Here is a 24,142-nt window from a genome sequence, read left to right as displayed (position 1 = left end):
ACACTCAACCTTCCGCCGAACGGTCGCCCAGCGTGACTTCATGCTCGGGCAACTCGGGCGCTTTTGCGAGGTGATCGCCCATCGGGACCGCTTCCATTGCGTACAACCGGCTGATCAGTCGAAGGGGCAAGCCGCTGACATCTGTCATCCACTGCAGCACCTGCTCCGGCGCATGCAGGCCCTGCATGGCGCGGTGCAGCTCCGGCATGGCGACCAGCATCCCCGGATGACAGGTGCGCAGGAATCGCTCAAGGCCGGCGCCTGCGTTGATGAAGGGTGCGAACAACAGGCACACCAGTTGCGGCTCATCAAGGTCGAAGTTCTTCTGCAGGGCAGCCGCCGCCAGCGATCGGTGCTCTGCGAGATCAGCCAGATTGGCGAACGCGGATTCAAACCGCTCACAAACCTGCTCCGGCGTGTTCCTGCGACGCATCGTCGCCAGGCATTGCTGTTGATACTCCGAAACCCCGGCTTCATAGGTGCGCCCTTCGATGTAACTGGCCTGCAACCCTTTCAGATAGGCGCCGATCAAAGGATCGGCACACTCGCCGGTACGCGCTTCAAGCATCAGGTCGTCTGCCTGAAACCCGAGGAAGTCGCTGAGCAAGGGCCACCGCTCTTCCATTTTGCCCACCACCATATCGTCGATACCGATATAGCTGGTACGGCGACAGGCTTCGAATTCACCGAGCGGTCGCCACGGCACCCGGTCGTCCTGGCTATAAAGCTCGCGATAGCAATCACCGCCAAGGCTGTCGAGCAGACAGAACAGCTCTTCGAATCCGCCACCCTTGCGCGACAACTCGCCCAGGCCAACCTTGCGGACCGCCCGCTCCAGCCCATCCAGAAACTGCTCCTGACGGAGTGCGTTGTCGCTGCTGATCAATGCGTCGACCCCGTTGTTCCAACGGGCGACCTGACCGTAGAACTCGGCGGTGCTCAGGTACAGGTCATCCCATAGGGTCAGCGCCTCATCCCATCCGCGGCGGTGCCCCACCATCAGCAGATTGAGTCTGCCGGCCTCGCGCCCCTCGTCGCAGACAGGCGCCAGATGGTTGAATGGCAGGATCTCGCGATGATCCACCATCAACAGCTCGACTCTCGGGTCGTCATGCAGAAACAGCGCACTGAAACAGCGATGCAGGTTGTGCAATGCCGAAGCCGGTACGCCATTGCTGCGCAGGGTAGCGACCCGCAACTGAAACGTGGCCGGTGCACGCCCGGCAATGCTCAGCTGGGCTGCACGTAAAAGGGCCAGGCTATAGCAACAATCGCGCGTGCCCGATTGAATCGCCAACACCTTGAAATCACCGATGCGATCCATGCCCCCGGCAGCGACCGCCAGCCTCTGGATCAGCAACTGCAACGCCGTGCGTTCAGCACGGGAAAAGAAACTCAGCAATCGTTGCAACACTTGCTGGTAGACATAATTCATTGCCTGATCATGGATCGTGCTCATCAGTACTTCACCCGGTATCAAAGGTTTATATCGCGCGATCACGAATGGTGAACGCACAATCATTCTTCATTAATTAATAGACGCTGAAATGCTAACACTTAAGTTTTTGTAGTTATTTGAAACAGTTGAGCGCGCGGCACTTGTGCTTGACCAACGGCAAGCCTGAAAGCCGCGCCGTTACTGGGCCCTTCGCGAGAACGCGTTTTCCTAGGAAACTTCTTACAAGCCCCTGCACATGATGAGCACAAGAAAAAAAGAAAGGATTACATGGCACCCCTACAAACATTAAACAAAAGTTTGAGGCGCGATGATAAACAGCTGCTTGATATTGCAAGGAGCAAATAGAATGCACAGACATAGCTCATTCCTTGAGATGAAAGTAGTCATTCAATTATCAGGGTCTGGAGGGCAATTAGAAGATACAGATCGAGAGTAAAAACCAGTTCAGTTGCTGAACGTCCCCAGGTGTCTGACCCAGGGATTCTCGGTGTCTGAAGGATAAAACGCACAAGAGTCCGTGGGGCCACGGACTCTGATCGGGAAGGTCAGGCAGTTTCGATTTGCAGGGCAACCCGCTCGCGGCATGGGCACTCGTCCATGTAGCGGTGAGCTTCGACAAACTCGTTGAACGGGAACACACGAGTCTTTAGCGGCAGCAGCACACGGTCGGCAGTGAGCTGGTTGATATCACGCAAGGCACGCTGCAAGGCGACGTGATCCTGAATGATGCCGAGCTCCGGCTTGCCGGTGAAATTGCCGATGCAATGCACGAAAAACTGAATGTTCTTCTGGAACGCTGCGCAGGCCGGGAACGGCGTTTGGTTGCCTCCCTGCAAGCCGTACAGCACCAGACTGCCACGGGGGGCCAGCACATCGCCGAGCAGCGACATCTGTGGCCCGCCGAGACCGTCGAACACCACGTCGACACCACGGTTGTCGGTGATCTTGTTGATGCGCATCAACAGGTCTTCTTCTTCGGTGACGATCACTTTCTCGGCACCGAGAGACAGCAGGTACTCACGTTCCTCCGCCGTTTTGGTGGCGGCAATCACCCGCACACCCAGTGCTTTGCCCAACTGGACGAAGGATGGGCCGGCACAGTGGCTGGCGTCGGTCACCAGGGCGAACTGCCCGGGTTTGACTCGTGCCAGGTCAACGTAGCCAAAATAGGCGATCAACAGCGGCGTGTAATGCACGCTGGCTTCAATCGGGCTGAGCACGTCCGGATAACGGGTCAGCGCGGTGCGCGGCAGAACGATCAGTTCGCCGTAGACCGGGTAATCGTTGGGGCTCTCGGCCGGGAAGCTGGCCACCTTGTCGCCCACTGCCAGATCTTCGACGCCGTCGCCGATGGCTGTGACTACACCGGCCATTTCATGGCCCAGGCCTGAAGGCAGGCGCGCCTGGGACGACGCCAGATTCTGACGCCAGAGCGTGTCATACCAGCTGATGCCGATCGCCTCGACACGCACCTGCACTTCGCCAGGACCTGGCTGAGCAGCCGCATGCTCTTCGCATTTGAGCACCTCGGCCGGACCAAACTTGTGAAAACGGATCGTGCGGGACATCGCAAACCTCGTCAAAGTAACCTCTAATGCCATGAACTCTATCTGGGCTTTCCAGCCACGACTATCAGTGGCTATTAATAGTCGACATGCCTGTCATTGATTCCGCAGCATGGCCAGCATTGAAAAAATCCATGAAAAAACTGCTGCCACCTTCTCAGTAAAGCTGAATTACCCGGTGCAGAGTACCAGCCTTTCCCCGTAAGATTCATGCCGGCCATTGTTCTCATATGGCCACTCTCGTCAAGCTTGATGACTCTGCCAGGACTCCAGATGAATCGTAATGACCTGCGTCGTGTCGACCTCAACCTGTTGATCGTGTTTGAAACGCTGATGCATGAGCGCAGCGTGACCCGTGCGGCGGAAAAGCTGTTTCTCGGCCAGCCGGCGATCAGCGCGGCGCTCTCGCGTCTGCGCAGCCTGTTCGACGACCCGTTGTTTGTGCGCACCGGGCGCAGCATGGAGCCTTCCGCCCGCGCGGTGGAAATCTTCGCCCTGCTCTCCCCGGCCCTGGACTCGATTTCGACGGCCGTCAGCCGCGCGGCGGAATTCGACCCGGCCACCAGCACTTCGGTATTCCGCATCGGCCTGTCGGACGACGTGGAATTCGCATTGCTGCCGATGCTGCTCAAGCGCCTGCGCGCCGAGGCGCCCGGCATCGTGCTGGTGGTACGCCGCGTCAACTACATCCTGATGCCCGGCCTGCTCGCCTCCGGCGAAATTTCCATCGGCGTCAGCTACACCACCGATTTGCCGGCCAACGCCAAACGCAAGGTTCTGCGCCGCAGCGCCCCCAAACTGCTGCGCGCCGATACTGTGCCGGGCCCATTGAGCCTGGATGATTACTGCGCTCGTCCGCATGCGCTGGTGTCGTTTGCCGGTGACCTCAGTGGTTTCGTCGATGAGGAACTGGAAAAACTCGGGCGTAAACGGCACGTGGTATTGGCCGTGCCGCAGTTCAACGGCTTGGGTACGCTGCTGGCGGGCACCGACATCGTCGCGACCGTCCCCGATTACACAGCGGAAGCCCTGACTGCCGCTGGCGGCCTGCGCGCCGAAGACCCACCGCTGCCGACGCGCACGTTCGAGCTGCACATGGCCTGGCGTGGGTCGCAGGATAATGATCCGGGGGAGCGGTGGTTGCGGTCGCGGATTCAGATGTTCTTTGGGGACCCTGACAGTCTCTAGGCTTCCTTTGCGGCATCTCCTTGTTACGGACGGGTTCGAAACGGTTTGGCAATCCGGATCAAAGGTGCAACGCGGGCTTGGCCTGGCGAACGCCATGGACAGTAGGCACGCGGACACGCAGCGCAATCAGTAACGCGGCCAGCAGCATCAGCATGGCCGCCGCCACGAATACGGCGGCACTTCCTCCAAGGCTGAACATCGCGCCGCCAGCAGCCGCGCCCGTTGCGATGGCGGACTGCACAGAGGCCACCACCATGCCCCCGGCGCTTTCCGCCTGATCAGGTACCGCGCTGGCGACCCAGTTCGACCACGCCACCGGCACACCACCAAAGGCCAGACCCCAGATCGCCAGCAATACCGCCTGCCCCGGCACCGACGCCGGCAACAGCACCAACGCCAGTGCTCCGACGCCGACCAGCGCGGGCATCAATACCAGAGTGGCCAGAGGGTGGCGCTCCAGCAGCCTCCCGGCCAACAGCGTGCCGACGAAGTTCGCCACGCCGAACCCCAGCAGCATCAGCGACAGCCCTTGCGGACCGATGCCGGTAGTTCCTTCAAGAAATGGCCGAACATAAGTGAACATCGCAAAGTGCCCGCTGTGCACCAGTACACAACCGAACATGCCCATGGCGATGCCCGGGCGCAGCAATACCTCCAGAACGGTGCGCAGTCTTGCCGGCCGGCGCGGTGCAAGGCACGGCAGCGTGAGCGACTGGAAAGCCAGGGTCACCATGCCTACTGCCGCCGCTGCAAAGAACGCGCTGCGCCAGCCATATAACCCGCCCAGATAACTGCCCAGCGGCACCGCAACGACCGTCCCAATCGCTATGCCGCTGAAGATGATCGACAACGCCCGAGGCAACAAAGCACTCGGCACCAAACGCATCGCTACCGCTGCCGCCATGCTCCAGAACCCGCCAAGGGCAATACCCAGCAAGATGCGCATCAACAACAGCACCGCGAAGCTGGAGGAAACGGCGACCAACAGATTCGACGCCACCATCAACGTGGAAAAACCCAGCAACACCCAACGTCGATCGATGCCGCGGGTCAGGCCTGGCACCAACAGGCCCGCGAACAGCGCCACCACGGCTGTCACCGTTACCGCCTGGCCAGCCAGCGCTTCGGACACTCCCAGATCGTTAGCCATCAGCGTCAACAAACTCGCCGGCAGGTATTCAGCGGTCAGTAACCCGAACACACCCATTGCCAACGAGAAGACGGCCATCCACGCGGGCGTCGAAGGTTCCAAGTCCGCGCCGACGCCGCAATGGCGGTCGGATACGGTGTTACTTAAACAGTCAGTCATTGCACGGATCTCCCAATGTTCATTGCGAGCCGAAGTCTAGGCGCCGGAAATCGGATGATCTATGATCCAAAGTCTCTACTTTTTGATCAAAACACCTGAACAATGTCTGCAGATCAGTTTGCTCTCTCCTCGGACCTCATCAATGAACTATTGCGCGGCATGCGCCTGCGTGGCGTTGAATACCGGCGTATCCAGGCGGGTCCCACTTTTGGATTGAGCTTCGCGCAAAAGCCTGGGCACGCCTGGTTCCACTTCATGGCCGTGGGCAATGCGGAACTGCGAATGGAGGACGGCAACACCTACGCGCTGTCTGCCGGCAACGCCGTGTTCATCTCCCATGGTGCGACCCATCAACTGCTTTCCCATCCGGACGCGCCTGTTCAAGACATCGACGGTCTAGACGGCGAAACCTTGGGTGACACCATCAGTGCGGTGGATACCGGAACCGATGCCTGCCCCACGCCGAGCACTCTCTTGTTCAGTGGTTGCATGGAGTTTGAACTGGGCAGTATCCATGGGCTCGGCCGGCTGATGCCGGGCCTGATGCTGATTGATGCCGGCGGCCAGCGTTACCCCGGGCTGGTACCGATCCTGACCGCCATGGAACGGGAGGTCAGCGCCGCCCGTGTGGGGTTCGCCGGTATCCTCGCGCGGTTGGCCGACGTGGTGGCCGCCATGGTTGTTCGCGGCTGGGTGGAGTGCGCCTGCGGCAATGCTTCCGGGCTGATCGCCGCCTTGCGCGATCCACGCCTGGCCGGTGCACTGCTTGCGCTCCATCAACAACCGGGCCGCGACTGGACCGTTGCGCAGTTGGCAGAGCACTGCAATACCTCACGTTCGGTATTCGCGGAGCGCTTCCAGGTCACGATTGGCATGACTCCACTGCGCTACGTGACCGAACTGCGAATGCGGCTTGCAAGCCAGTGGCTGACGCTCGAAAGGCTGCCGATTGAAGAGGTGGCGCAGCGCTTGGGCTATACATCCCAGGCTGCTTTCAGTCGTGCATTCAAGCGCATTACGGGCAGGACACCGGGTTTGAGTCGCAAGGCGAGGCAGCCCGCGACTACTTGAAGTCCAGCGCAAGGAGTCAAGGATCCGCGCCTCTGAGTCACTTGCCGCCGGTTACGTCGAGGAATGTACCGGTCACAAATGATGCCTCTGCGCTGGCCAGCCACAAAATGGCCCGCGCCACCTCCTCTGGCTGCCCGCCCCGGCCCATCGGGATTGAGTCCTTGACCCGATCGACCCGCCCCGGTTCGCCGCCGCTGGCATGCATGTCGGTATAGATGTGGCCCGGGCGGACACAGTTGACGCGAATGCCCTCACGGGCCACCTCCTTGGCGAACCCGATGGTGAACGTTTCCAGCGCCCCCTTCGACGCTGCGTAGTCAACATACTCATTCGGACTGCCCAGACGCGCCGAAGCCGACGAGACATTGATCACCACGCCTCCCGCACCACCGTGCCGCAGAGACATGCGCTTCACAGCCTGCTGGGCGCACAGAATCGGCCCGAGCGCATTGACCGCAAAGATGCGTTGCATGCGTTCGAAACCCAGATCCTCAAGGCGTGACTGCTGCGCCAGCACGCCTGCGTTGTTGACCAGGACATCAATGCGCCCGAACGTGCGGTCGATCGCTGTGAAAAGCCTCACGACCTGCTCGGGGTCGGCACTGTCGGCGCGCATCGCCAACGCCTTGCGCCCCATCGCTTCTATATCTGCCGCTACCGCCAGCGCAGCAGACTCATTGGCAACGTAACTGATCGCCACGTCGTAGCCCTGCTCGGCAGCGAGTCGAGCGGTGGCGGCGCCCACTCCTCGGCTGCCACCGGTAATCAGAATCAGCGGAGCCTGCGAGACGTTAACCATGAAACTACTCCTGAGCAGATGAAGCCGAGTCAGCCGATGATGATCGCGCCGCTGGCGATCACCACACAGGCCAGCATCCGGCGGACGGTAAGTGTTTCACCGAGGAACAGGTAGCCAAGCAGCGCCGCAAACAGCACGCTGGTTTCACGCAGGGCTGACACCGCGCCCAGCGGGGCTTCGTTCATCGCGTAAATAACGATTGCATAGGCAATCAAAGAGACCAGCCCGCCCATCGCTGCAGCGGGCATTCCGGGCCGGATCGAAAACAGGCTGCGGGCATCGCGCAGACCGATGTAGACCACCGGCATCAGCACGCCCCACAAGGCACTCATCCACACCGTGTAGGCAAGCGGCGCACCGGAAAGCCGGGCGCCAATGCCGTCGACCACGCTGTAAGCCGCGATAAAACCACCGGTGCCCAGCGCATAAGGCAGGCTGGGCACCGACAGGCTGCGCCCCCGGAAGGCCAGCGAGATGATTCCGCCTGACACCAGCGCAATGCCGAGCAACTGGCCGGGGGTGATGGTTTCGCCGCAAACAGCGCGGCGCCGAGCGTGATCAATGCAGGCGATGAGCCGCGCGAAATCGGATAAATCTGACCCAGATCGCCGACCCGGTAACTGCGCACCAGAAACAGGTTGTAACCGACATGCAGCAATGCCGACAGCAGCGCATACCCCCAGCTCTGAGGCGCAGGCGCCGCCATGAATATCGCGGCAACTGCACAGACCATCGCGATGGCAACGCACATCACCGTCATCGACCAAAGCCGATCGGCACCGCCGCGCAGCAATGCATTCCAGCCGGCGTGCAGCAGCGCGGCGAACAGGACAAGGAGGACGAGATGATTAGGCATTGGCCATTCTAGACAGCCTGAGCGGCCGGATTACAGAGAAGACTCCTCATTGCACCATGAGTGATTCTTCATGCCCTAAACCTGTCCGCCTTGCACTTTAAGCGCCTCACCGAGCAACCATTCGCGAAAACTCTCAATGTGCGGCTGCGTCTCAACGCCCTTGGGGCAAACGAAGTAATAAGCGAGCGGTGACTGAAACGGCACATCGAACAGCCGCACCAGACGGCCGTCGTCGATTTCCTTCTCGACGTGCCCGCTGCGCACCAGAGCAATGCCATGGCCGAGTAAAGCCGCCTCCACCGTCATATTGGTATCGCCAAACCTGACGCTTTCCCGCAGCGGGGAAAACGCCAGCCCGACGGACTGGAACCACGCTTCCCATTTCGGCGCCAGTTCGGCGCCGTCACGAGCCAGCAGCGGCAACTGCAGCAAATCGGCGGGACTGCCCGGCATTCCGACGCGTTGCAGCAGTTCGGGACTGGCCACCGGAAAAACCTGCTCACCGAACAAAAACTGCGAATACAGACCGGGGTAGTTGCCCTTGCCCAAGCGGATCGCGACATCGGCTTCGCTGCTGGCGAAATGGATGACCTTGTCCGTGGTGTCCAGCGACACCAACAGTTCCGGGTGCTGGCGGGCCAGGCTCGGCAAGCGTGGCAGCAACCATTTCAACGCAAAGGAATACGTCGTGCTGACGCTGAGCCGGACCCTGCCCTTTTGCTCACGCAGATCAGCCAGCGTCGCCTCAAGGCTCATGAAAAACTCGCGCACAATCGGCGCCAGGGTAGCGCCCGCAGGCGTAAGGCGTAACGACTTGCCCCTTTCAAACAGCTGCAAGCCCCATAGATCTTCCAGGTGTCGCAGCTGGTGGCTGACCGCGCTCTGGGTCACATGCAGTTCCTGCGCGGCAGCGGTGAACGTCGGGTGTCGGGTCGACACCTCGAAAGCACGCAAGGTCGAAGTCGGGGGCAGATCTCTCATAAGAAATGGGTCCGGGATCGGCAAAAATCGAAGTATGAATATCAAGTCATGTTAGAGCGAAAGTTCAGTGGTTGCCTCTTGCGCGTAACGGGACTCGCGATGATTGCGTATTGCTCCAGCAGCCAGGCGAGGTTCGAGTAAACAATCGCCAGATGATCCGCCCCGCGCCGGCTCATCGCTTTTGCTGTGCGCCGTGCCTGTGCCGCGCTGATCGCCGGGACATCTGCATCGCGAGCCATCCGCCGAATGCCGGTACGAGCACATTGGGCGACGGCAGAGTCAGCGCCCAATTCGCAGGTTTTGTGATGCAGTTGGTTCAATTGCCTGCTCAATTGCAGTGACAGCCAGCCTGCTCGGTCATCGAGCGTGCTCTCGGTGCCAAGCAGATTTTTCAGTGTGACGATTCGATGCTGTTGTTGCGCTTGCCACTGCGGGTGATTGACAGCGCCTACACGGCGCAGCAGTGACCGAACGCCCCTGTGGATCGAACGCTTCAGTGCTCGAACATCCCGGGCTCTGTCTCTCGGCATTATCTGGAAGGCCAACAGGCAGATGGCCATGGCCACGAACCAGGCGAGCGACTGATTCGCGAAATCAGCGAAATCATAGATTGCGGTTCCGCCCGTACTCACCAAGGTGTTAAAGCCGATCAGGTATGCAACCCCTTGCAACGCGTTGCGAGGCAGGCTCGTTGCGTGAATCCCGAACGACCAGAATGCCGCCAGCGACAGCAGCAACAGTGGGAAATCGTTGATGTGCGGCAGCAGCAGAAACTTGCACAGCGCAGCTGCGATCACGGCATAGAACGTACCCCGGATAAAACCGGCCATGCCTTGTTCAGGCGCGGGAGCGGTCGCCAGCAGCGTGCAGCAGGGTCCAACGACCGCCAACAAAGTGGGGCCCTGATCCCAGCCGCTGAGGTACCAGACTGCGCCGGTGGCCAACAGGGCGAGCAATGCTCTGCAGCCGTTGCGCGCGGCATCGGCGTAGTTGCGGTGGAAACTCACGGCCCTTACCGGTTCTCGGCGACGGTGATCGAGGCTGGAAAAGTGCTGCAAGGCTGCGCTCAGGTCGGCCAGTTGTTCGCCGAACGAACGTGGGCCTGGGGTTGCCCGCTTACAAGCGTCCACCCGAATACGCAGTTGATCCACGATCAGGGCACCGGCGCGATAGTCTCCATCGGCATCGATCATCCGCTGGCTCAGCGCGTGCAACGCCGAGCCTGTTTGAGTGAGTAATGTCGCATCGTTTTCCATGCAGTGCTGGTCGTAGTGCATGTCGAGCACCACGGCTTGCAGGTGCGCCAGCCCTGCCTGAATCGCCGGTTGCCGCGCGCGAAGCAGCACAGACTCACCACGTCCGAGCCCTAACAGATCGTCCACTTTGCCGATATCAATGGCGAGCTGATGAGCCTGTGCAATCCGCTCGACACTCTGTTCGCCCGAGAGGCGCATCGCGAGTAGCCTTGCGCTGCGGGCACAGACCTCGGCGAGCGTGCGCCTGATGGTGTTTTCCATGGTTCTCGGACTGAACAGCGTGACCACCAGGCTCAGGCACAGCACGCCGAGTGCCACTGCTGTGCCGCGAGTCATGATGTGCTCGAAAGCCTTTTGCGGCGCGACAATGGCCGGCCCCAGCGCCAGGCAGACGGTATAACCGGCCACCACGGCGGCAGTGGCCTGGTAATGACGCAACACGGTCATCGCCGCCATACAGAAGCCCAGCCAAAGACCGATGCCCAGCAAGAACAGCAGCATCTGTTGCGCAAACAGCCAGGTCAGGACGCAGGCCGCGAGCAAACCTGCCAGCGTTCCCAGCATCCGATAGAAGCCCTTGCCGCGAACCGCGCCTTGTACCGGTTGCACCAACAGCAACACGGTGGAAGCGCCCGAGAACGGCGAGTCCAGATGCAGCTCAAAGCCGAGCCACAGCGCCAATCCTGCCGCCAGGACGCCGCGTAATACGTAGGCGAAAGTGGCAGACGTCCAGGGCCGAGGGATGGCCGCGAACAGCCGTATTGTCAGACGGGTCATCACATGAACGCCTGCAACCAATGGATCAGGCGCCAGCGCGGCAGCCCGTCGGGCTGCGTGACTTCGACGCTGGCGGTCATGCCCGCTGCCAGCTCCACGCCTTCGGGTACCTTGTCCAGTTCGATGCGCACCGGCACCCGTTGTGCCAGGCGAATCCAGCTGAAGGTCGGGCTCACCTCGGGCAAACCGCTGTCGTTGCGCACTTCATTGGTGTCCGCAATTCCTCGGCCCATGCTTGCGACATGACCTTCGAGCACCGGCGCGAAGCTCATCAGTTTGATCGACACCGGCGCACCGATACGCACTCCCGGCAGCTTGGTCTCTTCGAAGTAGCCGGTGATCCAGAAACTGTGGCCGTCGACCACGAACAGGTTGGTATGCCCAGCTTCTGCGTAATCACCCGGATGCAGCCGCAGTTGCGTGACGTAGCCATCGACCGGCGAGCGGATCGTCGTGCGTTCAAGGTCGAGTTGCGCCTGCTCAAGATGACTGCGTGCCGCATCCAGCCGCGCTTGCGCCACCGCCAGGTCACGTGCGGCGTTGTCGACCTCTTCCCGGGCGATGGCCCCGGCCAGTTGTGCACGACGCTGGTATTGAGCGTTGCGCTGGTCGAACACGCTGCGTGACTCAGCCAACTCCGCCCTGCGCTGCTGCAGGGCCAATCGATAAGAGCGCGCATCGATTCGATACAGCAGATCGCCCTTGGCCACCCGTTGGTTATCGCTGACCACCAACTGATCGATTTGCCCGGACACCTCCGGTGCAATCCGCACAACCTGCGCACTCACGCGCCCGTCCCGCGTCCACGGCGCCAGGACGTAAGCGCGCCAGAGTTGCAGGCAGAACATCAGGGCCAATGTACCCAACACGAGAGTGACGACAGGCTTGAGCATTTTGACTGAAGACATGGCGAACCTCGCTCAGCAATGGACGACCAGCGTCGACAGGACGATGAGCGAGACGAAGAAACGTGCCAGCGCGGGGTGCCACACTTTGTCCAGCCAATGACGGGTCAGACGCTCGATGAGGGTGTAGGCCAGGAACGCCACACCGAGGTAGATGAACAAAGGAGGAAAGTAGAGGTTGGCAATGGCGATTTCGTTAAGCATGGCGGGCATCCGGTTTGCAGATTTTCAGCGTTCGCCCGGTGTGGTCGGGCGTGTCGAAAATGCTAGAGAATCACCGCACTTGCCGATATTGAGCAGACTGCCAAAATATAATCAAATCCAGACAACCTGCGACGTCTTCCATGGCCGAAACCCATCCCTTGCCTGTCGATCAGTTCGAGTACGACAACCTCGCGCAGCCTGCCGTCGCGCTGATGCTCGCCCCCCAGCGCAACGACAGTGAGTCCGCCGAACACACGCACCGCAAAGGACAATTGGTCGTGGCTTACCGCGGCGGCATTGTCTGCACGGGCGAAAATGGTGTGTGGATGGTCCCTTCAGGTTTCGGTGTCTGGATTCCCGGCGGTATTTCCCACAGCAACCGCGTAACGGCCAACGGTCAGGTGTGTTTTCTGTTCGTCGAACCCGACGCCGCCTCATTGCCCGATCACTGCTGCACATTGGCGCTGTCGCCGCTGATTCTGCAGTTGATCCTGCACCTGAGCGATCAGGCGCAGGATTACCGCGCTGACTCGCGCACCTCGCGGCTGGCCGGTGTGCTGCTTGAAGAGCTTGAACAAGCGCCGACCGAGCAGCTCTACCTGCCGCTGCCCGCTTCCAAACCATTGCGCAGGATCGCCCGAGCCTTGGCCCAAAACCCTGCCAACCGCGCCACCATGGCCGATTGGGCACAACAGGTGGCGATGAGCGAACGTTCGCTGGCCCGGCTGATAAAAGCCGAAACCGGACTCACTTTTGGCCAGTGGCGCAAGCAATGGCAGATCATCGTCGCGCTGCAAAGCCTGGCCGAGGGGCTATCCGTGCAAAGAACGGCGGAAGCGCTGGGCTACGAATCGGTCAGTTCCTTCATCAGCATGTTTCGCAAGACTCTGGGCAGCTCCCCCGCACGCTATCTGCGCAGCACCCCTATATCAGCGTTGGCTGATCGTTCAGCGTGAAGGATGCCGGGGCCTGGCAACCTCGGCCGGGTATTTAATCGCCGCATAATCCTCGCCGCGCAATTTCGCCTGCGACAGTTGCCGATCACGCAACACAGAATTGTCATCGGATCGATTGATAGCCTCCTAACGAAAGGTGCATGCTAGAGGGCTTTCCTTGGGCTTATATCATTCCGAATGATAGTTACCTTCGTGTCATTCGATTCGTTTGCCATCTACCCGCCGAGCATCATCCGCCCATCTTCAATACATTGGCGGATGCATCCATGGAACAATCACTCAAACATTTGCGCTTCCCGTTGGCTCTGTTGGCCGTGCTGGTGATGAGCGCGTGCGGCAAGACTCCGGAAACCGCCGCCACCATGCCCGCTGCCAAGGTCAGCGTGGCCAAGGTGCTGGAACAACCGGTCAACGAGTGGGACGAATTCACCGGGCGCCTCGAGGCGCCGGAAACCGTTGAAATCCGTCCGCGGGTCTCCGGCCAGATCGACGAAGTCGCCTTCACCGAAGGTGCGCTGGTCAAGAAAGGCGACCTGCTGTTCCAGATCGACCCGCGTCCGTTCCAGGCTGAGGTCCGCCGCCTCGAAGCTCTGGTTGCCCAGGCACGCGCCAATGCCACCCGCAGTGAAAACGAAGCCGGCCGTGGCGAACGCCTGCGTGCCAGCAACGCGATCTCCGCCGAACTGGCCGACTCGCGCACCAGCGCTGCACAAGAAGCCCGTGCTGCTGTCGGCGCCCTGCAAGCGCAACTGGATCTGGCCAAACTCAACCTGAGCTTCACCCGCGTCACCGCGCCCATCAGTGGCCGCGTCAGTCGTGCCGAGATCACCGCGGGCAACCTGGTGACTGCCGACACCACCCCGCTGACCAGCGTGGTGTCCACCGACAAGGTTTACGCCTACTTCGACGCCGATGAGCGTGTGTTCCTCAAATACACTCAACTCGCCCGTCAAGGTCAGCGCGGCGCGACCACCCCGGTGTACATGGGCCTGTCCAATGAAGACGGCAACCCGCACCTGGGCCAGATGAACTTTATCGACAACCAGGTCAACCCGAAGACCGGCACCATCCGTGGTCGCGCGGTGTTCGACAACAGCGACGGCAGCTACACCCCGGGTCTGTACGCACGCCTGAAACTGGTCGGCAGCGGCACCTACAACGCCATGCTGATCAACGACGAAGCGGTCGGTACCGACCTCGGCAAGAAGTTCGTGCTGGTGATGGATGGCGACAACAAGACCGCCTACCGCGCCGTTGAGCTCGGTCCGAAGATCGAAGGGCTGCGTATCGTGCGCAGCGGCCTGAACAAGGACGACACGATCGTCGTCAAAGGTCTGCAACGGGTTCGCCCTGGCTCCCCGGTTTCGCCTGAAGTGATCCCCATGGCCAGCGAGCAAACCATTGCCGCTCTCGCTCAACAACGACAAGCGCTGGAAGCCAGCAACCTGCCCAAAGTCGCACCTGCCAAAGGCGCGCCGGGTTCGGTTGTGAAACTGGCTGCTGCGACCCCACGCGGTTAAGGGACGACAACTCCGATGAATTTTTCCCAATTCTTCATTTCACGGCCGATCTTCGCAGCGGTGCTTTCGCTGTTGATCCTGATCGCCGGTGCGATTTCGCTGTTCCAGTTGCCGATCAGTGAATACCCGGAAGTCGTGCCACCGACCGTGGTGGTGCGCGCCAACTTCCCGGGTGCCAACCCGAAAGTCATCGGTGAAACCGTGGCGGCTCCTCTGGAGCAGGCCATCACCGGCGTCGAGAACATGCTGTACATGTCCTCGCAATCCACCGCTGACGGCAAGATCACCCTCACCATCACCTTCGCTCTGGGCACCGACCTGGACAACGCGCAGGTGCAGGTGCAGAACCGCGTGACCCGGACCGAGCCGAAACTTCCCGAGGAAGTGACGCGCATCGGTATCACCGTCGACAAGGCATCGCCCGACCTGACCATGGTTGTGCACTTGACCTCGCCGGACAAACGCTACGACATGCTGTACCTGTCCAACTACGCGATCCTCAACATCAAGGATGAGCTTGCTCGCCTCGGTGGTGTGGGTGACGTGCAGCTGTTCGGTATGGGCGACTACTCGCTGCGGGTATGGCTCGACCCTAACAAGACCGCTTCGCGCAATCTGACGGCAACCGATGTGGTGACCGCGATTCGCGAGCAGAACCGTCAGGTGGCTGCCGGCCAACTGGGCGCGCCCCCTGCCCCGAATGCCCAGAGCTTCCAGCTGTCGGTCAACACTCAGGGCCGTCTGGTTTCCGAGGAAGAGTTCGAGAACATCATCATTCGCGCAGGTGACAACGGTGAAATCACTCGCCTGAAGGACATCGCCCGCGTTGAACTGGGTTCCAGCCAATACGCCCTGCGTTCGCTGCTGAACAACCAGCCGGCCGTAGCGATCCCGATCTTCCAGCGTCCGGGCTCCAACGCCATCGAAATCTCGAACGAAGTTCGCGGCAAGATGGAAGAACTGAAGAAAAGCTTCCCGCAAGGCATGGACTACAGCATCGTCTATGACCCGACGATCTTCGTGCGCGGCTCCATCGAAGCGGTGGTTCACACCCTCTTCGAAGCACTGATCCTCGTGGTACTGGTGGTGATCCTGTTCCTGCAGACCTGGCGCGCCTCGATCATTCCGTTGGTGGCGGTGCCGGTATCGTTGATCGGTACGTTTGCGGTGATGCACCTGTTCGGTTTCTCGCTCAATGCGCTGTCGCTATTCGGCCTGGTACTGGCGATCGGTATCGTGGTGGACGACGCCATCGTGGTGGTGGAGAACGTCGAGCGGAACATTGAACTGGGGCTCAACCCTTTCGATGCGACCAAAAAAGCCATGGGCGAAGTAACCGGCCCGATCATTGCCACGGCACTGGTGCTGTGTGCGGTGTTCGTACCCGCCGCGTTCATCTCGGGCCTCACCGGTCAGTTCTACAAACAGTTTGCATTGACCATTGCCATCTCCACCGTGATCTCGGCCTTTAACTCGCTGACCCTGTCGCCAGCACTGGCCGCCGTCTTGCTCAAGGGCCACGACGCGCCGAAAGACCGCTTCTCGCGAGTGCTGGACAAGATCTTCGGTGGCTGGCTGTTCCGTCCGTTCAACCGTTTCTTCGACCGTGCCAGTCATGGCTACGTCGGCACCGTGCGCCGGGTCATCCGTGGCAGCGGCATCGCCCTCTTCCTGTACGCAGGCCTGATGGTGCTGACCTTCTTCGGTTTCTCCAGCACCCCGACCGGTTTCGTACCCGGCCAGGACAAGCAATACCTGGTGGCCTTCGCGCAACTGCCGGACGCCGCGAGCCTGGATCGTACCGAAGACGTGATCAAGCGCATGTCCGACCTGGCACTGAAACAGCCAGGCGTGGAAAGTGCCGTAGCGTTCCCGGGCCTGTCGATCAACGGCTTCACCAACAGCCCGAACGCCGGCATCGTGTTCGTGACCCTGAAACCGTTCGACGAGCGTAAAGACCCGAGCATGTCCGCCGGGGCGATTGCCGGTGCCTTGAACGGCCAGTACGCCGGGATTCAGGAAGCCTACATGGCGATCTTCCCGCCGCCGCCGGTACAGGGTCTGGGCACCATCGGTGGTTTCCGCCTGCAAATCGAAGACCGGGGCAACCTGGGCTACGAAGAGCTGTACAAGGAAACCATGAACATTATTGCCAAGAGCCATAACGTTCCGGAACTGGCCAACCTGTTCACCAGCTACACCGTGAACGTGCCGCAGGTCGATGCCGCCATCGACCGGGAAAAAGCCAAGACCCACGGCGTGGCCGTCAGCGACATCTTCGACACCCTGCAGATCTACCTGGGTTCGCTGTATGCCAACGACTTCAACCGCTTCGGTCGTACCTATCAGGTCAACGTTCAGGCAGAGCAGCAGTTCCGCCTCGAATCCGACCAGATCGGTCAGTTGAAAGTACGCAACAACAAAGGCGAAATGATCCCGCTGGCGACCTTCATCAAGGTCAGCGACACCTCGGGTCCGGATCGCGTGATGCACTACAACGGCTTCATCACCGCTGAAATCAACGGTGCGGCAGCCCCGGGCTACAGCTCCGGCCAGGCCGAAAAAGCCATCGAGAAACTGCTCAAGGATGAACTTCCGAACGGCATGACCTACGAGTGGACCGACCTGACCTACCAGCAGATTCTGTCCGGCAACACTGCGCTGTTCGTGTTCCCGCTCTGCGTACTGCTGGCGTTCCTGGTGCTCGCGGCGCAATACGAAAGCTGGAGCCTGCCACTGGCAGTGATCCTGATCGTACCGATGACCCTGCTGTCGGCCATCACTGGTGTGATCATCTCTGGCGGCGACAACAACATCTTCACTCAGATCGGTCTGATCGTACTGGTGGGACTTGCCTGTAAGAACGCGATTCTGATCGTCGAGTTTGCCAAGGACAAACAGCAAGAGGGCCTGGATCCGCTGGCAGCTGTACTGGAAGCGTGCCGTCTGCGTCTGCGGCCGATCCTGATGACCTCGTTCGCGTTCATCATGGGTGTTGTGCCACTGGTGTTCTCCAGCGGTGCCGGTGCCGAGATGCGTCATGCCATGGGTGTGGCAGTGTTCTCCGGGATGCTCGGTGTGACCTTCTTCGGTCTGCTGTTGACCCCTGTGTTCTATGTGCTGATCCGCAACTTCGTGGAGCGCAGTGAAGCTCGCAAAGCGGCCAAGGCGCAAAATCTTCAAAAGCCACTGGAGGCGCACCCATGAGTCTGAAAGTCTTCCTGCCGAGCCTGCTGGTGCTGGCCCTCAGTGCCTGCGCCGTCGGCCCTGACTACAAGACCCCGACGACGGAGGCGGCGAACATCACGTCCGCCACCGACGGCGCCGCCGGCCAGAAGAACTTCGATCGTTCGAAATTCGAAGGCATCTGGTGGCAGCAGTTCGACGATCCGACCCTCAATCAGTTGGTGACTCAATCGCTGCAAGGCAACCGTGAACTGCGCGTGGCATTCGCCCGCTGGAAAGCTGCCCGGGCGATCCGCGACGATGTCAGCAACGATGCGATGCCGACCATCACCAGCCGCGCGAGCAGCGATCTGGCCAAAGGTCAGATCCCTGGCCAGACCACCAAACGGGTCAACAGCGAACGCTATGACCTGGGACTGGACATGGCCTGGGAGCTGGACCTGTTCGGCCGCATCCAGCGCAATCTGGAAGCCAGCGACGCCGACCAGCAAGCGGCTGAAGCCGATCTGTATCAGTTGCAAGTCACCATGATTGCCGAACTGGTGGACGCTTACGGTCAACTGCGCGGTGCCCAGCTGCGGGAAAAGATCGCCCTGGCCAACCTGAACAACCAGCAGGAGTCGCGCAAGATCACCATCAGCCTGCGTGACGCCGGCGTTGGCGACCAGCTTGATGTGGAACGAGCCGATGCCCGTCTGGCGTCGGTCGAAGCCAGCGTGCCACAGTTGCAGGCGGAACAGGCCCGGCAGAAAAACCGCATCGCCACCCTGCTGGGTGAACGTCCGGACAAACTGACCGTCGACCTGAGCCCGAAAGATCTGCCGGCGATTGCCAAGGCTCTGCCGATCGGTGATCCGGGCGAACTGCTGCAACGTCGTCCGGACATCCTCAGCGCCGAACGCAAACTGGCTTCGGCCACGGCGCGTATCGGTGTGGCCAAGGCCGATCTGTTCCCACGAGTCAGCCTCAGCGGTTTCCTCGGCTGGACGGCTGGCCGTGGTTCGCAGATCGGTTCCTCGGCGGCCAACGCCTGGGCACTGGGCCCGAGCATCACGTGGGCGGCGTTTGATCTGGGCAGCGTGCGGGCCCGTCTGCGCAGCGCTGATGCCGATGCCGAAGGCGCACTGGCGACCTACGAGCAGCAAGTATTGCTGGCCTTGGAAGAGTCGGAAAACGCCTTCAGCGATTACGGCAAGCGTCAGCAGCGTCTGATTTCGCTGATCCGTCAGAGCGAATCGAGCCGCAAGGCTGCCGACCTCGCCGAAATTCGCTACCGTGAAGGCACCACCGATTTTCTGGTGCTGCTCGACGCCCAGCGTGAACGCCTGAACGCCGAAGACAGCCAGGCCCAGGCCGAAGTGGATCTGTACCGCGGCATCGTCGCGATCTACAAGGCTCTTGGTGGTGGCTGGCAGCCAGAGACGGTCGCCAGCAAGTAACAGTTTTTTAAAGAGCTCCTTTGGTTGGCCGCAACCAACCAAATTTTTTGCCCCGCGTATCATTCGGTCGCGGGGCTTTTTTGCGCCTATCTTTCAGGGTTTTCCAGCACGGTGACCGTGGCGGTAGTGCCGGCTCTCAGTCGGTCCTTACCTGAATAATCGGGATCGATACCGATCCGCACCGGTACTCGTTGCGCCAGTTTTACCCAGGTGTAGCTGGGGTTGATGTTGGCCAGCAATCGACTGCCCGGCGCGTTTTCCCGGTCAGCAATGGCGAAGGCGATGCTTTGCACGGTGCCGCCGAATTTTTCCCCGCTCATCAATTCGATCCGCACCCGATCACCCTCCTCGATCCTTGGCAACTTGGTTTCTTCGAAATAGCCGCTGACATAAAAGGAGCTGCTGTCCACCAGCGCCAGCAAGGCACCCCCGGCCACCGCGTAATCCCCCTGACGGGTCAACAAATTGGTGACATATCCGCTGACCGGCGCTTCGACTCGGGTACGTTGCAGATCCAGTTCAGCCTGGGTCAGTGCGGCAATCGCCAGCTGCACGTTGGCTTCGGCCAGGCCGAGATTCGCCTGATTGCGCAACAGATCGGCCTGGGCCACCGCCACGTCGGTACTGGACTTCTCCCACTCTTCTCCGGAAATCGCGAACCCCTGCTTGAGCGTACGTCGCCGGCGCTCTTCACTCTGGCGCTGTTTGAGCAATGCTTCGCTGGCGACAATGGCCGCTTGCGACTGACCAAGCGTGGCCTTTGAGACCTCCACCGAGCGTTTCGCATGCTCGACGGCGAGGCTGTAGCGAGCCGGGTCGATCTCCAGCAACAACTGCCCCTTGTCGACATGCTGGTTGTCCTGCACCGCCAGCGTGACGATGCGGCCCGAGACGTCCGCTGACAGCGTCACCACATCCGCCCTCACCCGCGCATCCCGCGTCCAAGGCGCCCGGGTGTAATGTTCCCAGGCGAACCAGCCGAGCACGATTGCCAGCAGCACCACTGCCAATGTCGTCAATCGAGTGAGCAACGTCTTCAAGTTTTCAGGCTCCCATCAACAGAATAAAGGTGGCGCATACACAGGCGTACAAGGCGCCTTCGAACAGGGCCTCATGCCAGACAAAGCGCAGGACGCCGAGCCGGCGCAACCCCCAGTCGAGCAGCAGAAAAACCGGTATGGCCAGTAACAGGGCCTGAGCAATGGGGGGCAGGTAAACGCCGCCGATCTCGAAATCAATGGGCAAGGACGGGCTCTCCTTCAGAAAGGTCGGGCTGCAAATGCTCGCCATGTCGCTCCAGAAACGACACCACGATCAACAGGGCCACACGCATGCGAAACACCGACCACAAGTGTTCATGGGTGGCGACATGCAAGGCATCCAACTCATCGCCAAGCGCATGCAGCGTGGTCAGCAACGGTGTCAGGCGCACGTCCGGTCGGCCGGCGACGAAACGGCCGGTCTGACGCAATGCCGTCGACAGTTCTTGACCGAAAGCGTCCGTGAGCAATGTGTTGTTCTGTGCCTGTTGCCTGAGCTGGTGCATGGCCACACCCAGCGCCACGCAGGCGAGACTGATCTCATACAGACGTTGCATGTCCCGATCATTGGCGGCCGGCAACACGCCCTGCATCGAGGTCAGACGATCGACCATTCGACTTTCGAAGGCAAATTGCTCTTCGTCGCTGGCCGGGCTCTTGGTCAATTGGTAGACCTGCTCCCGCGCTTCGTTGTAGAAGCGCCGGATGCGCAGGGCCGGGCGGAACGGGAAAATCCAGGCGTAGACGATCAGAGCCAGCATGGCCGCGCTGACGTAGGCTCCGGCAAATTCGAACCATTGGATGGCGGTGTTCTGCCCGGTGCCGACGTTCTGCGGCCCGAGCATCAGGAAACTCGACAGGCCCAGGCCCATGCCGATACCGGCGGTGGCTGGGCTGGACAGTCCGACTGCGATCACATACAGCAAAGGCGCGAGCAGCAAGGCCAACATTTCGAAATCATTGATCGCCGGAACCAGCATGAACTGATAGAACGCCGATACCACCAGTGCCAGCCCCAACCCTCGGGCGTAACTCTGTGCGGCGATCAGGGGGCGCGGAAACGTCGCCATCAATGAACACAGAATCCCCACCAGAATCATCCCGCCCCGCGCGCCGTCCCAGGCGGTCTCGATCCAGATCAATCCGGCCACCAGCAACGCGCTGAAGGCGCGGATGGCGTTCATCGTCGCGAGGGTGAAATCCAGGTGCAAGGGGCTGGACTGGCCGCGGAACATGCAACTGGCTTCCCGCCCCTCCTGTATCGCGTCGCTCAACTCGAGAATCTGTTCCAGTTGTTGCAACAGCCGCGCCTGTTCCCAGCGCAACGCCCAGGCCAGCGAGCGCAGGGTTGCACTCATGTCTTCCGTCAGTTGTTCGGCCTTGTAGGCAAGTCCTTCGAACTGTTGTTGCAGCGCAACGAACTGATGTCGCGCCTCGGCTGGCAATGAGCGTCCTTGCTGTGCGAGCTGATCAAGAAGTACCAGCTCCTCGGCGCGCAATTGCTGGATATCCAACGGTAGATCGCCCTCCCAGCGTTCGGTGAGCAATTCCCGCTGATGACGCAACGCGGTCAGGCGCGAGGTCAGCAGCATCAGTTGATTACCCAGCAAGAGCACCAGATTGTTGGCACTGCGCAGGCGCGGGGCGTCGAAGTATAAATGCCGGCGCAGTCCTTCGAGGGCGCTGATTTCCCCCAGCAGCTGCATTTGCCGGCGCTGAAAGTCCGCTTCGCTTTCTTCGGTGCGCAACACCGCGGCAGCATGGGTAGCAGCCAGTCTGATGACCTGATCGACCTTCGCGAAATAGTTGCGTGATACCGCTTCGGGCCGCGCCGTCAGCAGGCTGACCACGCATACGCACGCCACCGCCAGCAAGGTTTCGGTAACCCGGGTGACCGCCAACAGAAAAGTGCCGTCCTGATCCGGAATCGCCAGCAGCGCCACTACCACGGCGGTATAACCACTGAGCACGAACGCCTGGGAGCTGGTGTAACGCAGCAACGTGCCGCCGGCCGTGCACAGGGCCAACCACAGCGCCAGGGTCGTGATGAACGGCAACGGCGCCTGGGGGAAAATCGCCATCAGCACCACCGCTACCACCGCGCCAAGGGTCGTCCCGATGATTTGCCCGAAGCTGCGTGCCAGCGCCATGCCGGCCAGTGGCTGGCTGATGATCACCACCGCCATGATCGACCATTTCGGTTGATCCAGATCGAACAGGAACGCCAGGTACAAGGTCAGCAATCCGGCGACGATGGTGCGCAAACCGAACAGCAGCACTGCCTGGCTGGGGTGGATCACCGCTCTGAAGTAAATGAACAGGGATTGCATGGATAGCCTCGTCGAAACAACTTCTGAAAGCGTAGACACTGCATGGAGGGCATGACGGCTAACAGGGTGGACACGGGCTGTAGGTCGATTCAACGCTTGCAGTAGGTCATATCGGGCAGAGAGTTTGACTCACGGCGCGAGCTGACAGAAGCTTGCGACCTCCGCTACAAAACGAAAGTTTCGGAAATTCGCATGTCTCAGTCTCGCCGTTATTTGCTCATCAGCCTCGGCCTTGTGCTGGCCCTCTGCGTGGCCTGGCTGTCATTGCGCAGTACCGCGCCCGTGGTGCCGGAAGCGATCAAGCATGGTTACAGTGAAGCGCTGGCCGCTGCTCGCGCCGGCCAGCCGGGTGCCGCGCGGGTTTTGTACCAGCAACTGGGACGTCCGGACCTGTCGGTCAAACGTCGCGTCTGGCTGCATGCGGAGTTGCCCAATTACCCGAGCCCCCAGGCCCTGAAACTGGCGGATGCCGATCTGCAAAACCAATCGCCGGAGGTCCGGCTGGCGGCAATAAAAAGCGTGACCGGCCTGGTGCCGGGCGGCCAGCGCAGTCTGCTGCTGGGCCCGTTGCTCGACGATGAGGATCAAACCGTACGCTTTGCTGCGATCAACGCCCTGCTCGGTTTGTCTCCGGATCAACTGGGCCTGTATTTTGCCCCGCTCCAGCAAGGCATCGACATGTGGGAGCAGGCGCTCAAAAGCCAGCCGGAAAGCGCCGCCAACTATGCGCAGCTGGCGCGCCTGTATCTGCACAACGCCGAACTGAAACAGGCACAGCAAGCACTGGAGCAGACCTTGCGCCTGGATCCCGGCAACCTTCCGGCGCTGGTAATGCAGATCGAAGTGCTCGACCGTCAGGGACAGAGCGATGCCGCCCGGCAACTGCTGGCCCGACAGCTGAAGGCCCAGCCCGATTCGGCCTATCTGCAGCATGCCCTGGGCCTCTGGCTGCTGCACCACGATCAACGCGAATATGCCCTGCTCGGCTTGTCCAAAGCCGTGGAACTGGAGCCCGACAACAAAGACTATCGCTACGACCTCGCCACCACCCTGCACAGCGCCGAAGAACTGGAAGCGGCGCAAAAGCAGTTGCAGGAAATCGTCCAGCGCCATCCTGCCGACCGCAAGGCGCGGGTGCTGTTGATCAATTACTGGAAAGAAAGCGGCCAGTTGCAGAACGTACAGATTCTGCTCGCTCAGCTCGAACAGATGAACCCGGACGATCCCTCGTTGCAGCAAGGCCTCTAGCGGTAATCTGGACACATCCGGCAAGAAACTCGGAACCGTGGTCTCGGCAAAGG

General features: G+C 60.7%; 18 protein-coding genes and 1 pseudogene. 7 read left to right on the top strand and 12 right to left on the bottom strand.

Going from position 1 to position 24,142, the window contains the following annotated elements:
- Positions 1–4 precede the first annotated feature (4 nt).
- Both ACTJK7_RS00170 and ACTJK7_RS00165 read right to left on the bottom strand, forming a co-directional pair.
- A complete protein-coding gene (locus ACTJK7_RS00170) occupies positions 5–1,459 on the bottom strand; it encodes a hypothetical protein (protein ID WP_064384099.1) in 1,455 nt (484 codons plus the stop codon).
- 545 nt (positions 1,460–2,004) lie between these two features.
- Positions 2,005–3,027, bottom strand: a complete 1,023-nt coding sequence (locus ACTJK7_RS00165; protein ID WP_064381679.1) for a zinc-dependent alcohol dehydrogenase family protein — start codon at positions 3,025–3,027, stop codon at positions 2,005–2,007.
- Between the two features lie 270 nt (positions 3,028–3,297).
- On the opposite strand from ACTJK7_RS00165, the gene ACTJK7_RS00160 reads away from it, so the two are divergent.
- Positions 3,298–4,212, top strand: a complete 915-nt coding sequence (locus tag ACTJK7_RS00160) for a LysR family transcriptional regulator (RefSeq protein WP_042610061.1) — start codon at positions 3,298–3,300, stop codon at positions 4,210–4,212.
- A gap of 58 nt (positions 4,213–4,270) precedes the next feature.
- Here ACTJK7_RS00160 and ACTJK7_RS00155 read toward each other — a convergent pair whose 3' ends face one another.
- Positions 4,271–5,521 carry an MFS transporter gene (locus tag ACTJK7_RS00155; RefSeq protein ID WP_323151611.1) on the bottom strand — a complete coding sequence of 417 codons (1,251 nt, stop codon included), beginning with the start codon at positions 5,519–5,521 and terminating at the stop codon, positions 4,271–4,273.
- 102 nt (positions 5,522–5,623) lie between these two features.
- On the opposite strand from ACTJK7_RS00155, the gene ACTJK7_RS00150 reads away from it, so the two are divergent.
- Positions 5,624–6,592, top strand: a complete 969-nt coding sequence (locus ACTJK7_RS00150) for an AraC family transcriptional regulator (RefSeq protein ID WP_064381684.1) — start codon at positions 5,624–5,626, stop codon at positions 6,590–6,592.
- 37 nt (positions 6,593–6,629) lie between these two features.
- On the opposite strand, the gene ACTJK7_RS00145 is transcribed toward ACTJK7_RS00150, so the two are convergent.
- The 6 genes and pseudogenes from ACTJK7_RS00145 to ACTJK7_RS00120 all read right to left on the bottom strand — a co-directional run bounded on the left by ACTJK7_RS00145 (position 6,630) and on the right by ACTJK7_RS00120 (position 12,370).
- Positions 6,630–7,391 (bottom strand): SDR family oxidoreductase, encoded by a 762-nt coding sequence (locus ACTJK7_RS00145; RefSeq protein ID WP_108561890.1) that lies wholly within the window; start codon positions 7,389–7,391, stop codon positions 6,630–6,632.
- Positions 7,392–7,420: 29 nt separating this feature from the next.
- Positions 7,421–8,247 (bottom strand): annotated as a pseudogene (locus ACTJK7_RS00140) (EamA family transporter).
- A gap of 75 nt (positions 8,248–8,322) precedes the next feature.
- On the bottom strand, positions 8,323–9,228 hold the full coding sequence (gcvA, locus tag ACTJK7_RS00135) for a transcriptional regulator GcvA (RefSeq protein ID WP_108561886.1): 906 nt from the start codon (positions 9,226–9,228) through the stop codon (positions 8,323–8,325).
- Positions 9,229–9,269: 41 nt separating this feature from the next.
- Complete coding sequence (locus tag ACTJK7_RS00130; RefSeq protein WP_108561883.1) at positions 9,270–11,261, bottom strand: FUSC family protein; 1,992 nt, start codon at positions 11,259–11,261, stop codon at positions 9,270–9,272.
- Complete coding sequence (locus tag ACTJK7_RS00125; protein WP_236196360.1) at positions 11,261–12,169, bottom strand: efflux RND transporter periplasmic adaptor subunit; 909 nt, start codon at positions 12,167–12,169, stop codon at positions 11,261–11,263. The genes ACTJK7_RS00130 and ACTJK7_RS00125 overlap by 1 nt, the downstream gene beginning before the upstream one ends.
- 12 nt (positions 12,170–12,181) lie before the next feature.
- Entirely contained in the window at positions 12,182–12,370 is a 189-nt protein-coding gene (locus ACTJK7_RS00120) for a DUF1656 domain-containing protein (RefSeq protein ID WP_236196361.1), read from the bottom strand.
- Between the two features lie 140 nt (positions 12,371–12,510).
- On the opposite strand from ACTJK7_RS00120, the gene ACTJK7_RS00115 reads away from it, so the two are divergent.
- The 4 genes from ACTJK7_RS00115 (at position 12,511) to ACTJK7_RS00100 (ending at position 19,471) form a co-directional block, all read left to right on the top strand.
- On the top strand, positions 12,511–13,326 hold the full coding sequence (locus ACTJK7_RS00115) for an AraC family transcriptional regulator (protein WP_064381695.1): 816 nt from the start codon (positions 12,511–12,513) through the stop codon (positions 13,324–13,326).
- Between the two features lie 266 nt (positions 13,327–13,592).
- The gene (gene mexE, locus ACTJK7_RS00110) at positions 13,593–14,846 is read left to right on the top strand and encodes a multidrug efflux RND transporter periplasmic adaptor subunit MexE (RefSeq protein WP_011334072.1); all 1,254 of its coding nucleotides are present in this window, start codon (positions 13,593–13,595) and stop codon (positions 14,844–14,846) included.
- A gap of 15 nt (positions 14,847–14,861) precedes the next feature.
- A complete protein-coding gene (locus tag ACTJK7_RS00105) occupies positions 14,862–18,053 on the top strand; it encodes an efflux RND transporter permease subunit (RefSeq protein ID WP_064381697.1) in 3,192 nt (1,063 codons plus the stop codon).
- Complete coding sequence (locus tag ACTJK7_RS00100; RefSeq protein WP_440779728.1) at positions 18,050–19,471, top strand: efflux transporter outer membrane subunit; 1,422 nt, start codon at positions 18,050–18,052, stop codon at positions 19,469–19,471. The genes ACTJK7_RS00105 and ACTJK7_RS00100 overlap by 4 nt, the downstream gene beginning before the upstream one ends.
- An 86-nt stretch (positions 19,472–19,557) precedes the next feature.
- Here the strand turns inward: ACTJK7_RS00100 and ACTJK7_RS00095 are convergent, their stop codons facing one another.
- Genes ACTJK7_RS00095 through ACTJK7_RS00085 form a run of 3 tightly spaced genes read right to left on the bottom strand, consistent with a single transcriptional unit; the run spans position 19,558 to position 22,841 of the window.
- Positions 19,558–20,511, bottom strand: coding sequence for an HlyD family efflux transporter periplasmic adaptor subunit (locus tag ACTJK7_RS00095; RefSeq protein ID WP_440779729.1), 954 nt, complete (start codon positions 20,509–20,511; stop codon positions 19,558–19,560).
- A 4-nt stretch (positions 20,512–20,515) separates the two neighbouring features.
- Entirely contained in the window at positions 20,516–20,716 is a 201-nt protein-coding gene (locus ACTJK7_RS00090; RefSeq protein WP_064381702.1) for a DUF1656 domain-containing protein, read from the bottom strand.
- Positions 20,706–22,841: an FUSC family protein gene (locus ACTJK7_RS00085; RefSeq protein ID WP_440779731.1), complete on the bottom strand. Its 2,136-nt coding sequence runs from the start codon at positions 22,839–22,841 to the stop codon at positions 20,706–20,708. Before ACTJK7_RS00085 ends, ACTJK7_RS00090 begins: the two co-directional genes overlap by 11 nt.
- 192 nt (positions 22,842–23,033) lie before the next feature.
- Between ACTJK7_RS00085 and ACTJK7_RS00080 the strand changes: the two genes are divergently transcribed.
- Positions 23,034–24,089, top strand: coding sequence for a tetratricopeptide repeat protein (locus ACTJK7_RS00080; RefSeq protein ID WP_108561875.1), 1,056 nt, complete (start codon positions 23,034–23,036; stop codon positions 24,087–24,089).
- Positions 24,090–24,142 lie beyond the last annotated feature (53 nt).

It is taken from the genome of Pseudomonas sp. 22085 (assembly GCF_052045815.1).
Lineage (GTDB): Bacteria > Pseudomonadota > Gammaproteobacteria > Pseudomonadales > Pseudomonadaceae > Aquipseudomonas > Aquipseudomonas glycinae.
Note: the sequence above shows the minus strand (reverse complement) of the source record. Positions and strands in the feature narration are given on the sequence as shown.

Coding starts and splice junctions, on each gene's coding strand:
- ACTJK7_RS00120 (WP_236196361.1), bottom strand. CDS start 12,370: ATGCTTAACGAAATCGCCATTGCCAACCTCTACTTTCCTCCTTTGTTC.
- ACTJK7_RS00160 (WP_042610061.1), top strand. CDS start 3,298: ATGAATCGTAATGACCTGCGTCGTGTCGACCTCAACCTGTTGATCGTG.
- ACTJK7_RS00170 (WP_064384099.1), bottom strand. CDS start 1,459: ATGAGCACGATCCATGATCAGGCAATGAATTATGTCTACCAGCAAGTG.
- ACTJK7_RS00150 (WP_064381684.1), top strand. CDS start 5,624: ATGTCTGCAGATCAGTTTGCTCTCTCCTCGGACCTCATCAATGAACTA.
- ACTJK7_RS00125 (WP_236196360.1), bottom strand. CDS start 12,169: ATGTCTTCAGTCAAAATGCTCAAGCCTGTCGTCACTCTCGTGTTGGGT.
- ACTJK7_RS00100 (WP_440779728.1), top strand. CDS start 18,050: ATGAGTCTGAAAGTCTTCCTGCCGAGCCTGCTGGTGCTGGCCCTCAGT.
- mexE (WP_011334072.1), top strand. CDS start 13,593: ATGGAACAATCACTCAAACATTTGCGCTTCCCGTTGGCTCTGTTGGCC.
- ACTJK7_RS00165 (WP_064381679.1), bottom strand. CDS start 3,027: ATGTCCCGCACGATCCGTTTTCACAAGTTTGGTCCGGCCGAGGTGCTC.
- ACTJK7_RS00130 (WP_108561883.1), bottom strand. CDS start 11,261: ATGACCCGTCTGACAATACGGCTGTTCGCGGCCATCCCTCGGCCCTGG.
- gcvA (WP_108561886.1), bottom strand. CDS start 9,228: ATGAGAGATCTGCCCCCGACTTCGACCTTGCGTGCTTTCGAGGTGTCG.
- ACTJK7_RS00155 (WP_323151611.1), bottom strand. CDS start 5,521: ATGACTGACTGTTTAAGTAACACCGTATCCGACCGCCATTGCGGCGTC.
- ACTJK7_RS00145 (WP_108561890.1), bottom strand. CDS start 7,391: ATGGTTAACGTCTCGCAGGCTCCGCTGATTCTGATTACCGGTGGCAGC.
- ACTJK7_RS00080 (WP_108561875.1), top strand. CDS start 23,034: ATGTCTCAGTCTCGCCGTTATTTGCTCATCAGCCTCGGCCTTGTGCTG.
- ACTJK7_RS00115 (WP_064381695.1), top strand. CDS start 12,511: ATGGCCGAAACCCATCCCTTGCCTGTCGATCAGTTCGAGTACGACAAC.
- ACTJK7_RS00105 (WP_064381697.1), top strand. CDS start 14,862: ATGAATTTTTCCCAATTCTTCATTTCACGGCCGATCTTCGCAGCGGTG.
- ACTJK7_RS00085 (WP_440779731.1), bottom strand. CDS start 22,841: ATGCAATCCCTGTTCATTTACTTCAGAGCGGTGATCCACCCCAGCCAG.